At 62.9% G+C, this 12,092-nt stretch carries 10 protein-coding genes and 1 riboswitch; of the genes, 5 read left to right on the top strand and 5 right to left on the bottom strand.

All coding sequences use genetic code 11. The annotated features are described in order from the left end of the window. Positions 1 to 3: 3 nt before the first annotated feature. Positions 4 to 1,782 (bottom strand): acyl-CoA dehydrogenase family protein, encoded by a 1,779-nt coding sequence (locus tag J5N58_RS17595; protein ID WP_112829006.1) that lies wholly within the window; start codon positions 1,780 to 1,782, stop codon positions 4 to 6. Positions 1,783 to 2,038: 256 nt separating this feature from the next. On the opposite strand from J5N58_RS17595, the gene J5N58_RS17590 reads away from it, so the two are divergent. From J5N58_RS17590 to J5N58_RS17580, 3 genes are all read left to right on the top strand, one after another. Next, on the top strand, positions 2,039 to 3,172 hold the full coding sequence (locus J5N58_RS17590; RefSeq protein WP_162757431.1) for a cache domain-containing protein: 1,134 nt from the start codon (positions 2,039 to 2,041) through the stop codon (positions 3,170 to 3,172). Further along, positions 3,169 to 4,251 (top strand): ligand-gated ion channel, encoded by a 1,083-nt coding sequence (locus J5N58_RS17585; RefSeq protein WP_113443629.1) that lies wholly within the window; start codon positions 3,169 to 3,171, stop codon positions 4,249 to 4,251. Before J5N58_RS17590 ends, J5N58_RS17585 begins: the two co-directional genes overlap by 4 nt. A 71-nt stretch (positions 4,252 to 4,322) precedes the next feature. Beyond that, positions 4,323 to 5,321, top strand: coding sequence for a transporter (locus J5N58_RS17580; protein ID WP_112829004.1), 999 nt, complete (start codon positions 4,323 to 4,325; stop codon positions 5,319 to 5,321). Positions 5,322 to 5,375: 54 nt separating this feature from the next. Here the strand turns inward: J5N58_RS17580 and J5N58_RS17575 are convergent, their stop codons facing one another. The 3 genes from J5N58_RS17575 to J5N58_RS17565 form a co-directional block, all read right to left on the bottom strand. Next, positions 5,376 to 5,813, bottom strand: coding sequence for a BA14K family protein (locus tag J5N58_RS17575; RefSeq protein ID WP_414900568.1), 438 nt, complete (start codon positions 5,811 to 5,813; stop codon positions 5,376 to 5,378). 331 nt (positions 5,814 to 6,144) lie between these two features. Then, positions 6,145 to 7,227, bottom strand: a complete 1,083-nt coding sequence (locus tag J5N58_RS17570; protein ID WP_113340307.1) for an FAD-binding oxidoreductase — start codon at positions 7,225 to 7,227, stop codon at positions 6,145 to 6,147. Between the two features lies 1 nt (position 7,228). After that, positions 7,229 to 8,473, bottom strand: a complete 1,245-nt coding sequence (locus J5N58_RS17565; RefSeq protein WP_244712162.1) for an aromatic ring-hydroxylating oxygenase subunit alpha — start codon at positions 8,471 to 8,473, stop codon at positions 7,229 to 7,231. Positions 8,474 to 8,579: 106 nt separating this feature from the next. Next, positions 8,580 to 8,788: riboswitch (cobalamin riboswitch) on the bottom strand. 308 nt (positions 8,789 to 9,096) lie between these two features. Here J5N58_RS17565 and J5N58_RS17560 point away from each other — a divergent pair. After that, on the top strand, positions 9,097 to 9,702 hold the full coding sequence (locus J5N58_RS17560) for a DUF6656 family protein (protein ID WP_112829001.1): 606 nt from the start codon (positions 9,097 to 9,099) through the stop codon (positions 9,700 to 9,702). 91 nt (positions 9,703 to 9,793) lie between these two features. Here the strand turns inward: J5N58_RS17560 and J5N58_RS17555 are convergent, their stop codons facing one another. After that, positions 9,794 to 10,867 (bottom strand): GGDEF domain-containing protein, encoded by a 1,074-nt coding sequence (locus J5N58_RS17555; RefSeq protein ID WP_112829000.1) that lies wholly within the window; start codon positions 10,865 to 10,867, stop codon positions 9,794 to 9,796. A 235-nt stretch (positions 10,868 to 11,102) separates the two neighbouring features. Between J5N58_RS17555 and J5N58_RS17550 the strand changes: the two genes are divergently transcribed. Continuing rightward, positions 11,103 to 12,083 carry an L-threonylcarbamoyladenylate synthase gene (locus J5N58_RS17550; protein ID WP_244711999.1) on the top strand — a complete coding sequence of 327 codons (981 nt, stop codon included), beginning with the start codon at positions 11,103 to 11,105 and terminating at the stop codon, positions 12,081 to 12,083. The last annotated feature ends 9 nt before the right edge of the window (positions 12,084 to 12,092 follow it).

Raw genomic sequence — 12,092 nt, 5'->3', positions numbered from 1 at the left:
TCCTTAACCGAGCAGCGCACGCGCCGCCGTCAGGCTCGCCTCGCCGTTGATGACGCGATCCTTTAGCGCCGCCGTTTCGGCAATCAAGTTTTCGGCAGCGAAGCGGCAGAGCGCCATACGTTCGAAACCGCCGGCGTCGGCATCGGCGAGAGCACCCTTGGCGAGATAGGCGCCGGTCAGCGCCAGGCCGAACAGGCGCTGGTAAGGGGTGGCGCCTGCAAGGGCTGCGGCGGTGTTGCCCTCGGCAAGCCGGGCGAGCAACCATTCGGTCGCCTCATCGAGATCGGCAAGGCTCGCTTCCAGGCGGTCGGCGGTGGCGCCGAAGCCATCGCGGTTCAGGCCGCGAACGGAGGACACGATATCCCTGAGTTCCGTGATGAAGCCCCTGACATGATCGCCGTTCGACAGCGGCAGCTTGCGGGTGACGAGGTCAACCGCCTGAATGCCGTTGGTGCCCTCGTAGATCGGCGCGATGCGGGCGTCGCGCAGATAGCGGGCCGCGCCCGTTTCCTCGATGAAACCCATGCCGCCATGCACCTGGATGCCGAGGGACGCGACATCGACGCCGGCATCGGTGGCGAAGGATTTGGCAATCGGGGTGAGCAGGGCCGCGCGTTCCTGCCAATGGCCCGCCTTGCCGCCATTGGAGTGGTGCGCCATGTCGGTTGCGTGGGCGCAGGTGTAGCAGATGGCGCGCGCCCCTTGCGTCAACGCCTTCATCGTCAACAGCATGCGGGCGACGTCGGGATGCTCGACGATCGGGCTCATCGAAGAACCGCTCCAGCCGGGCGCCTTGCCCTGCGTCCGCTCCTTCGCATAGGCCACCGCCTTCTGGGTGGCCGCTTCGCAGATCGCCACGCCCTGCATGCCGACGGCGAGGCGGGCATTGTTCATCATGGTGAACATGCAGGCGAGGCCCTTGTTCTCCTCGCCGACCAGATAGCCGATCGCACCCGGCTCATCGCCGAACTTTCCGTCGCCATAGATCATCGTGCAGGTGGGCGAGCCGTGGATGCCGAGCTTGTGTTCCAGCGAATGGCAATGGAGATCGTTGCGCGCGCCCAGCGAACCGTCGTCGTTGACGAGGAATTTCGGCACGAGGAAGAGCGAGATGCCGCGCGTTCCGGCCGGCGCATCCGGCAGGCGGGCGAGAACCAGATGAATGATGTTGTCGGTAATTTCGTGTTCGCCCCAGGTGATGAAGATCTTCTGGCCGAAAATGCGGTAGGTGCCATCGTCGCGGCGTTCGGCGCGGGTCTTCATCACGCCGAGGTCCGACCCGGCATGGGGTTCGGTCAGGTTCATGGTGCCGGTCCATTCGCCCGAGACCATCTTGTGCAGGTATTTTTCCTTGAGTTCCGAACTGCCGTGGGCGGTCAGGGCCTCGACGGCGCCCATGGTCAGCGTCGGACCGAGCGCAAAGGCCATGGAGCCGGAATTCCACATTTCGAGGGCCGCGACGTTCAGCATGTGCGGCAGCCCCTGCCCCCCATAGGCCGGCGAAGCGACGAGCGAATTCCAGCCGCCCTCCGCCCAGTGACGGTAAAGATCCGCCCAGCCGTCCGGCACCTCGACCTTGCCGTCCACGAGGCGCGCACCCTGCCTGTCGCCGATTTCGGCAAGCGGCGCGACCTCGTCGCTGGCGAAGCGTCCGGCTTCATCGAGGATGGCATCGACGAGATCATCGCTGAGGTCGCCGAACTGCCCTTCCTCCAGGGCGTCGGCCATGCCCGCCACGTGCTTCAGCGTGAAAGCGATTTCCTCTACCGGTGCCTTGTACATGCAAGCGTCCTCCTGCTTCGCCGTTGGCCATGGGACCTTTTCTCCACTCCCGGAAAGGATCCCGCAACTGGTCTTTTGGCTAATTTATTTTTACGTAAACGTCAAATCTTTTTGCTGCGCTTCCGCTTCGGGGACCGGTAACCGCCAATGCCGAAAACGAGGCCGCCGCAACGACGATGGGCCCAAACTTGGGCGATACAGCGCCACCCGGATTGCCGTACCTCATTGGCATAATAGCTATCCCAGACGGACCTTCATGACGCTCGACCGATCTCTCGCACTCGTGACGACGATCCTGCTCGCCACCATTCTCGGGCTTGGCGGCTATCTCGTCGTCGACGGCACTCGCCAGCAACTGGAAGCCGCCAAGAGCGACGAAATGCAGGCGACCGCCCTGCTGCTCACTTCCTCTATGGCACAATCTGCGAGTCTGTCGGCAACCCATGCCGATCGCATCGCCAAGGACCCGCTGGTCCTCGACCTGATGACGAAAGGCGACAGGGAGGGACTGACCGCGCTCCTGAAGCCGTCCTACGACGCGCTGGCGAACGAAGCCGGCGTCAACATGCTGCATTTCCACACAGCCGACATCAAGAGCTTCCTGCGCGTGCAGGACCCGAAGAACTTCGGACAGGATCTCTCCGCCATCCGCCCGATGATCCTTGCGGCCAACCGCAGCCGCATCCTGCAGAAGGGACTGGAGGTCGGCCTTGCCGGCCTCAGCCTGCGCGCCGTGGCGCCAATGCTCGACGGCGAGACGCTGGTCGGGACCGTGGAAGTCGGCGTCGACCTGAAGACGCTGCTGGAGATTGCGAAGTCTGCATCGGGGGCCGACTACGCTCTCTTCCTCAGCCCCGCGATGACCGGCATCGCTCCGAAAGACAGCGCGGTGAAGTCCGACGGCGCCGGGCTTGCCATCGAATCGGCCACGGACACCGCTCTTTTCCAGAAGCTCTACGACCATCGCGCCATCGGGCTTTCCCGCGAACCGGTTGCGGCCATGGTGGAACTCGACGGACGTCGATACGGAACCTTTGCGCAGCCATTGCTCGATTATTCCGGCCGGATGATCGGGACGATCTTCATCGTTCGCGATTTTTCCGGCATCGAGAGCGGCTTCCGACGGGCGATCGCCCTGGCGGCGATCGTTGCCGCCGTCGGCGGCATTCTCGCCTATTCGATCCTGACCGTCGCATTGCGCGCCATGCTGATTCGCCCGCTCGGCGACCTCGCCGACCATGCGGAGGCGATTGCCTCCGGTAACGGAAGCGGTCCAGCCCCCGACGGCAGCGGGCACGGTGATCTTCAGCGATTGAGGACCGCCATCGACAACCTTGCGGCGGGCAAGGCCGAGGGAGAGATCAAGTCCCATGACGGGGGTGTGGCGTGAGGCCGCCCCTTCCGCGCCTCCTCCTCGTTGCGGCCGCCTGGCTCTGGCTTGCCTTGGCGGGAGCGGCAACGGCGGGACCGGAGGCGGGGCAAGAAACGCCGCAACTGCCGCAAGGCATACACCTGCCGCTTGCCGTCCATTTCTCGATGCGGGTGCTCGACATCTCCAAGTTCAACGAGACCTCGGGCGAGGCCTCGATGACGATCGAGACCACCGAACGCTGGAAGGACCCGACCCAGGCCTTCGATCCCAAGGCGACCGGCTTTGCCCGCTTCGATTATGTGGGCGCAGAGGCCGAGGCCAAGCTCGCCGCCATCTGGACGCCGGCAACCGAGATCGAAAACCGCATCGGCGAACCCAGGTCCGGCTCGCTCGCCCTGACGATGCGGGCGGACGGCACCGTGACCCGCATCCGGCGGATCGATGCCGATTTCCGGGTCGAGGTCGACATGACGACCTTTCCGTTCGACCGGCAGACGCTGACGCTTTCGCTCGTCACGCCGCGGCACTCGGCCGACGAGGTGATCTTCGTGATGAACGACATAGACCGGGAACTGGCCTCGGTCGCATCCGAGCTTTCGGCCAATAGCTGGACGGCCCAGTCGCTGCAATTCGTGATGGAGCGCTTCTATGGCTGGAACGCCAAGCCCTTCGTGCGGATCAAGGCATCGACGCAGATCGAGCGCAGATGGGAGCACTACGTCTTGCCGATCTTCGTTCCATTCGCCGCCGTGCTGTCGGTATCGCTCTTCCTGCTGTGGGCGCCGGCGCGGTTGCGGGGCGACGAGGCGCCGATGACCTATTCGGCGCTTCTGGCACTTGCCGCCCTCGGTTTCACCTACGAATCGAGCTTCCCCGGCGCGATCTCGATGAATTCGCCTGTCGCCTTCATGGTGTCGCTCGGTTATTTCTATCTCGTGGCGGTGCTCCTCGTTTCCATGCTGCTGACCGACTCCAATTTTCCCGGCCGCCGGCGATATCCGCATCTGGAAGCCACCATCAGGGCCAACATCCGCTTCTCCATCCCGCTCAGTTTCCTGCTGGTCTGCATCTGCTCCGTGCTGCGATCGCTTCTGTGACAGAAAGACTGTAATCGAACTGTCACAAAGCGGGCATAGAAGCGCTGGCGGGCCGTTTCCGGAGCAGACCGATGCATCCTCTCGCCACGAAAATTCCCGGCCTGGTCTGGGGCTATGTCATCGATGCCGCATCCGGCCGGGCGGAGCGCTTTTCACCCGAAACCGACCCGCACGCCATCGATGTCGGCGAGGGCTGCTTCGTCTGGCTGCACCTCAATCTTGCGGACGCCCGCTGCACCGCCTTTCTCGAAAACTTCCCCGGTCTGACGGAACAGGCGCGCGCGGCGCTGACCACCCATGAGACCCATGCAGCGCTGACTGTCGACGAGCAGGCATTCTACGGCACGCTTGTCGATTTCCAGCGGGAGTTCGACTCCACGACCCGCGATATCGGCTGGCTGCATTTTGCCCTTTCCGACGGCTTCATCATCACCACCCGGCTACAGCCGATCCGGTCGATCGATCCGGTGAGGGCCGCAATCGAGAAGAACGCCGCGAAGTTCCGCCAGCCCATCCAGGTGTTCGAGGCCCTGGTGGTGGAGTTCCAGCGGGGCATCATTTCCATGGTGCTGGAATTGACGGACGAACTGAACGCCATCGAGGATTTCGTCTATGACAGCGAATTGCGCGACGAGCGCCGGCGGCTTGCCCCGGTCCGGCGCGTCGTGGTCAGGCTGCACAGGCATCTGCGCACCGTGCTGGCGCTGATGCGCCGGGCCGCGGCGACCGACGACGATGAGCTGCCGTCCGGCTTCGAGGATGTGGCGGAACGGCTGGTAAACCGGCTGGAGGCGGCAGACAACGATGTTTACGCGTTGCAGGAAAGGGCGCGGTTGCTGCACGAGGAAATCGATTCCAAGCTTTCCTCGGAAACGAACCGCCATCTCTACATCCTGTCGCTGATGACGGCCTTTCTGCTGCCGCCATCGCTGGTGACGGGCTTTTTCGGGATGAACACGTCCTCGCTGCCATTTGCCGAGGGGATCGGTGGCACGCTCTGGGCCGTCGGTTTCATCGTCGCCTCGATCCTCGCCGCATGGCTGATCCTCAGGCGGGCCGGCATCCTCTGAAACAAAATGCCCGGCCGAGGCCGGGCATCGAAGGTCAGAACGAAATGTCCGACCTCAATAATAAGGCGACAGGCACTGGCGGCGCGGGCCGTAGTTCGGCTGGAAGGTGTTGCTGTAGGAATCGTAGGAACGATACCGGGCATAGCACCATTCATAGTGCCGCGGGTTGATGCCCGTTGCACGCCGCGGCGCGGCGGGCGGCGCAGCTATCGCCCCGCCGATGACGACACCGGCGCCGAAGGCGGCAAGCGGATACCACCATCCATCATTGTGGCGGCGGTAGCCCGGACGGTAGTCGCGATAGCCGCGATGGCCGTGGTAATAGCGCGGCGGCGGACGGCGATAGTGACCGTAGTAATGGTCAACAACCGTGACATCGGACTGAGTCTTGATCGGCGGCGTGATCGGCATCGCCTGCGTCGGCACGAAGCTCGTCAGCGAAACAACCGAGGCGAGGGCGATCGCCACCCAGCGCTTCATCATGTTTGTCATGTCAGTTCTCCATTCCCTGCTGTGACAGAATGCACAAGGCGAGCCTTGAACGACGGGTGACCAAATCACGGTATCGCCAAGACATGAAGGCAAGCTAGCCGGCGCATCCTGAACCCACTATTAACATCAGAAAGCTGTAGGGAACTTGCGGCCTGTCACTGTCAGTAGAAAAACATGATGAAGCCCAGCCCCGAACTTCGCTTCAGACACCGGACAACGCAAATTACTCAGAATTGTTCCATTACCCGCCCTAAACGACCTTGACGGAAAAGGGCGGCAGATCGCTCCACCGCCCTCACGGATACCTGTCCGGTTCGGCAAGCCGGCCGTCTCAAGCCTCGATTTCGATGTCGCCCTTCGGACGCGAGCAACAGGCGAGGATGTAACCCTCTTCGATCTCGTCATCGAGAATGCCGCCATTGTGGTTCATCTCGACCTCGCCGGCGAGCTTCATCACCTTGCAGGTACCGCAGAGGCCGGATTCGCAAGCCGCACCGATGCGCACGCCCGCGGCCCGCGCGGCCTGCAGAACGGTATGACCCGGTTCGCAGAGACCTTCCTTGCCCGACATTGCGAAGGACACCCTGGTCGGGGCGGCCCCGTCGGAATGATCGGCGACCACGACCGGCGGTTCCGGCGCGACCGGCTGGAAGGCTTCCTCGTAATAGTTCTTCATGTCGAAGCCCGCGCCCGACAAGGCTTCGCGAACCGTCGCCATGAACGGCTCGGGACCGCAGCAGAACACGGTGCGCTCGAGGAAGTCGGGGGCGAGAAGCGCGATCTTCGCCTTGTCGATCCGCCCCTTGAGACCGGACCAGAGCTGGCCGCGGGTGATCTGCTCGACGATGAAGCCGAGCGTCAGGTGCGGCATCTCGCGCGCCTTGGCCTCCAGTTCCCAGCGGAAGATGATGTCGTCCGGCGAGCGGGCACAGTTGAGGAACACGATGTCGCTGTCCGGCGCACGGTCGCCCATGTCGCGGGTCATCGACATCATCGGCGTGATGCCGGACCCGGCGGAGACGAAGAGGTATTTCCTGCCTGGATGCTTCGCATAGGAAAAATCGCCGAGCGGACCGATCGCCTTCAGCTTCATTCCGGGCTTCAGATTGTCGAACATCCAGCGGGTGCCGATCGAATCCTTCTGGGCCTTCACGGTCACGGCGACGGTGTAAGGCCGCGAAGGGCTCGACGACAGCGTGTAGGTCCGCATTACCGGCTCCGGGCCGACCGGGATTTCCAGCGTTACGAACTGGCCGGGCAGATAGCGGAACCAGTGACCGGACCGGTCCGGCCGGAACGTGAAGGTCATCACGTCTGGCGCTTCAGGCGTCACGGCCACGCATTCAAGGCGATGCTCCCTGTCCGACCAGGGGCGCATTTCGTCGACATGGCGATAGGTCACGGCAACTGTCATCTCAGGCGACCGCGGACAGGCGAGCCTTGTCGCCCTGCAGACGGTTTATCATGAAGTTCGCATACCATTCGACGAACTGCATGACGCCGCCCTCGTGGTCGGCGGAATACGGACCCGGCTCATAGGCCGGCGAACGGATGCCGAAGGCGTTCTCTTCCACGATGGCGCGGTCCTGATCGTTGGTCATGTTCCAGACGTGGGTCAGGTCCTCGACATTGTAGTCGACGCCTTCGACGGCATCCTTGTGCACGAGCCAGGTGGTGGTGACGGCGGTTTCCTCGGCCGAGATCGGCAGCACACGGAAGGAGATCGCGTGATCGCCCAGCAGGTGGTTCCAGGTGGTCGGATAGTGGAACAGCAGCATGGTGCCGATATGGGAAATCGGAACGTCGTCCGACAGCGGCCGCTTGACGGCTCGCTTGCCGTCCATGGTGTAGCTTTCGGCATCCTGGATCAGCGGCATGCGGGCGACACGGAACTGGCCGGACGGGTCCATGGTGAACTCGCTCGGCAGGCCGGCGGCCTCGCAGCGGGCCCAGTGCTCAGCGATGAAAGGATCGTCCTTGGCACCCTGGACGCCGGTCGCGGTCGGCGCTTCCGGATAGGTGCGGCAGAGTTCCGGATGGTTGCCGGCGCAGTGGTAGCACTCGCGGTTGTTTTCCCAGACGAGCTTCCAGTTGCCCTTCTCGATGATCGTGTTCTTGTGGGCGACCTTGGCCTCCCACAAGCGATGAGGCTTCATATAGGGTTCGATCGTCGCGCGGACGGGGGCGAAATCGGACGGCTCCTCGGAAAGGCAGACGAAGATGTAGCCGGCGACGCTTTCGCAGGCGACGTGCTTCATGCCGAACTGCGCCTTGTCGAAATCCTCGCCCATCTGGCGGGCGAAGACCAGCGAACCGTCGAGGTCGTAGGTCCACTGGTGGTAGGGACAGACGAGCTTGGCGGAAGCTCCGCTTTCCTTGGTGCAGACGCGGTGCCCGCGATGGCGGCAAGTGTTGTGGAAGGCGCGGATCACGCCGTCCTTGCCGCGCACTACAACGACCGGGTAGTCGCCGATCTGGACGGTGAAGTAATTGCCGGCCTTCGGGATTTCGCAGTCATGGCCGATGAACAGCCAGTCGCGATACCAGATGGTCTCCATGTCGAGCTTGAAGTAATCCTGGTCGATATAGAATGGCTGCTCGAGGCTGAAGCCCTCGCGGCGGTTCTTCAATTGGCGCAATACCGTGCTCTGCAAATCCATCGTCGTCCTCGTTTCGTAACAGCAATGGCGAGGGACGAGCACACGCACGGGAGCGGCTTTCGGGAAGAAGCCGACCGGACCTGTCTCGGGCCGCCCGCCGCGACCTTCAATCACTTCTCTCAAGGCTGGTTTCCGGGCTCTGGAGACGTCCGGCAAGCCGGACCGCGTGGGGCGCCTTCCCAGGAAGACTTTCCCAGTGGCTTTTTGCCCTTCGCTTGTTCTCCACCACCGTTGCGGGGGCAGCGCCGGATTTCGACCGGCTTCCCAATTTCCCGCCCTCCCTAGCCGGGCGGCACCTTGAGCTTGAAATTATCTAATCACAATTGCTTAGGCCCTGCTGCATTGCGAAACGACACTGCATCAAGTGTTTGCGACATACCCACAATTGACGACACTCAAGAATACGTCCGGGAAAATCGCATGTTTTCATAGCATTACAAAAACAACTGCCGAAAAACCGGGCAAACGATGGCGCAAAATGACAAGAGAGATCCGCGACATCGGGCTCATTGCCGGCATGGCAAGCCTCGCGAAACCGTCGAAAGGGAGAATTGCGACAAATTGTCGTTAATCACTCCCGTTCTAGAATCATCCCGGTCGCCCCTCCTGATCGAGCCACGCCCATGCAGAAGCTGAGATACTACGCCGCCCCGAAGACCGGCCCGAAGCCGCCAGTGACCTCACGCGCGGTGCATACGGAGTTTCTGCGCACCGGCCGCATCCTGCGCCGACGGGAAGACTGGCTGCCGGAGGAAAAGCGGTATCTGACCTATGAGGAAGTGGCCGAACGCACCGGCCGCCGGCTCGAGGCCGCCGGCGAGGCCACCCACAGCCGGATCAACGGCTTTCACCGCTCGATCCAGTTCCCGAAGCTGATCTTCCACAGAACGCTCGAGAACAGCCCGCATCTCGGTTACTGTCACGTTACGGCGGCGCGGACGAATTTCGCCAAATACGCCGACGTGAAATGGGCTTTCTACATCGCCAACTTCTTTGCCGAGATGGGCGAAGGCGAGCAGTTCTTCGAGCAGATCCGGACGAATTATTCCCGCATGTATTTCGCCGTGGCGATCCAGCCGGACCAGTCGACCAAATCCATGGCAATCGACCGCTCGATCCGCGAGAACGGCCTGCTGTTCCGCACCCACGATCCGAAGGAAGCGCTGAAGAACGTGCTGATGCTCGGCGCTCGCGACGCGGACCTTCGCAAGATCATCGCAAGGCTCTGAGTCCCCTCGTCCGAGCGGAAGCCAATCGCATTTTCCTGGCCGTTTCGCCGTTCCTGAAAGGATGATGGTATGGCGACGGAAGCCGCCGCTCTCAGAAGCCCCCGACCGGGGCCTTCTTGTAGATCAACCAATCCTTCGGCACATAGTCGCTCGAACCGTAGATGGTGACCGTATTGCCGCCCGCGGCACGGGAGGAGGCAAGCGCCTTTTCGGCGAAGCTGGTAAAATCGAAGGCGTTCGGCGCCTGTGCCGACAGGCAGATGCCGAAGGACATCAGAACCTGGCCGAGCGCGCGGCCATTGCCGGAATTGACGACCGCCGTCGCCTTCAGCTTGGAACGGACGAGATCGACGATGCGACTCACCTCTTCCTGATCGGACGTATAGAGCAGCATGCCGAAACGGCCGGCATCGAAGCGGCAGGCGAGATCGCCGTCGCCGGCCACGGCCTTCATGACCTTCGCCACCTGCTTCAAGAAGCGGTCGGCGACGGCCGGCCCCATCTGTTCGGAAAGGCGGGCGAAATCGTCGATCTCGCCGATGGCGATGCCGCACAGCACCGGCATTTCCGGATTGGCGTAAACCTTGGCGACGGCCTTGTTGAAGGCGCGGCGGCTCGAAAGCCCGGTCAGCGGATCGACGAACTTGGCGGCCTCGGCATCCTCGGCCTCCCGTTGCATGTCGGCCAGCGCCACTGTCTTGTCGACGACGGCGCGAACGACATTGCTGTTCTGGTGGGCGCGTTTTTCGGTCGCGACCTTCAGCGCCTTGATCGACTGGCCGAGTTCTGCATGATCCACCTCCCCGACCGTCTGGATGACCTTGGAAGCATCGCCGATGAGGCGGCCGTAATCGCTGAGCGAGACCTTCTCCTCGTTCAGCAGATTGATGAAATTGCTCATCTCGGCGCGAACCTGGCCGTTCTGCCGGGCAAGAAGGCCGTCCTCATGGTGGTGGGGCAGGTATTTGCGGCCGAGCGCATCGAGGGCTTCCTGCGTCTTCACCTTGCCGAGCGCGATGAAATCGCGCACCAGTTCCGGATTGCTGCCCGCATAGGCCTCGTAGACCAGTTCGTAATTTCTCGGCAGTCCGTCAATTCCCATCTGATGCATGGCGGTGGCAACGCGAAGAGCAATGCTTGAGGCGGGATTCTTGACTGGCTGCATGGTTCTTTTTCCGACGGGAAGAGGCGTGAGGATCGAACGAACGGGACTATAGGCGCAACATTTCTTTCTTTCGGTTACATCGGTGGATAAAGTTTTAGATATCGGTCGACCGCGATCCCGAATGCATGTCGCAATCTGTGGAAAACCCCTGACAGCCCTTGTGAAATCAGCATTTGATCCCGCCCGGCAAGACGCGCTATGGACGGCGTGACACATGGCAGGAAGGCGTGGAAAAATGGCTCGGCTGATCCCGATCGACAGCGACAGGCAAGGCGCAATCGGCGCGGCGATCGATATTCTTTCGCAGGCGAAGCCCGTGGCGCTGCCGACCGAGACCGTCTACGGGCTTGCGGCCGACGCCACCGATCCGGCGGCGATCACCGGCATTTACGAAACGAAAGGGCGGCCGCGCTTCAACCCGCTGATCTGCCACATGGCGGATCTGGCGATGGCGGAACGTTATGCGACGTTCGATCCGGTCTCGCGCGCGCTGGCGAACCGCTTCTGGCCGGGGCCGCTGACGCTGGTCGTTCCGCTGAAAGCCGGAAGCGCGATCCATCCGCTGGCAACCGCCGGGCTCGACACCGTCGGCATAAGAGTGCCGAAGGGCTTTGCCGGCGACCTGATCCGCGCCTTCGGCAAGCCGCTCGCCGCCCCCAGCGCCAATTCCTCCGGCAAGATCAGCCCGACCACGGCGGAGCATGTGGAGGCCGATCTCGGCGGCAGGATCGAACTCATCGTGGATGGCGGCCCCTGCCCTGTCGGCGTGGAATCCACCATCGTCAAGGTAGAGGACGGCCGCATACGGCTGCTGCGGCCGGGCGGGATCGCCGCCGAGGCGATCGAGGAGGCAACCGGTCTTGCCGTCGAACGGCCGAAACCCGCCGGCACGGCGGCCATCGAGGCGCCGGGAATGCTCGCCTCCCATTACGCGCCGAACGCCCACGTCCGCCTCGACGCGCGATCCGTCTCGCCGGGCGAGGCACTGATCCGCTTCGGCGACACGCCGGTTTCCGGCGAGAAGGATGCTGCGATCGTGCTGAACCTCAGCCAGCGCGGCGATCTTGCCGAAGCTGCGGCAAACCTCTTCGGCTATATCAAACAGGCCGACGAGGCCCAGCCCTCCGGCATTGCCGTCACACCGATCCCGATGCAAGGACTGGGCGAAGCGATCAACGATCGGCTGAAACGCGCTGCAGCCCCCCGCAGCGCATAGGAGAACGAT

This window comes from Paenirhizobium cremeum (assembly GCF_022884085.1).
Taxonomy (GTDB): Bacteria; Pseudomonadota; Alphaproteobacteria; order Rhizobiales; family Rhizobiaceae; genus Allorhizobium; species Allorhizobium cremeum.
Note: the sequence above shows the minus strand (reverse complement) of the source record. Positions and strands in the feature narration are given on the sequence as shown.

What these genes read in the sequence shown, in the direction of transcription:
- J5N58_RS17595 (WP_112829006.1), bottom strand. Translation starts at nt 1,782, where the DNA reads ATGTACAAGGCACCGGTAGAGGAAATCGCTTTCACGCTGAAGCACGTG.
- J5N58_RS17590 (WP_162757431.1), top strand. Translation starts at nt 2,039, where the DNA reads ATGACGCTCGACCGATCTCTCGCACTCGTGACGACGATCCTGCTCGCC.
- J5N58_RS17580 (WP_112829004.1), top strand. Translation starts at nt 4,323, where the DNA reads ATGCATCCTCTCGCCACGAAAATTCCCGGCCTGGTCTGGGGCTATGTC.
- J5N58_RS17575 (WP_414900568.1), bottom strand. Translation starts at nt 5,813, where the DNA reads ATGACAAACATGATGAAGCGCTGGGTGGCGATCGCCCTCGCCTCGGTT.
- J5N58_RS17570 (WP_113340307.1), bottom strand. Translation starts at nt 7,227, where the DNA reads ATGACAGTTGCCGTGACCTATCGCCATGTCGACGAAATGCGCCCCTGG.
- J5N58_RS17565 (WP_244712162.1), bottom strand. Translation starts at nt 8,473, where the DNA reads ATGGATTTGCAGAGCACGGTATTGCGCCAATTGAAGAACCGCCGCGAG.
- J5N58_RS17560 (WP_112829001.1), top strand. Translation starts at nt 9,097, where the DNA reads ATGCAGAAGCTGAGATACTACGCCGCCCCGAAGACCGGCCCGAAGCCG.
- J5N58_RS17555 (WP_112829000.1), bottom strand. Translation starts at nt 10,867, where the DNA reads ATGCAGCCAGTCAAGAATCCCGCCTCAAGCATTGCTCTTCGCGTTGCC.
- J5N58_RS17550 (WP_244711999.1), top strand. Translation starts at nt 11,103, where the DNA reads ATGGCTCGGCTGATCCCGATCGACAGCGACAGGCAAGGCGCAATCGGC.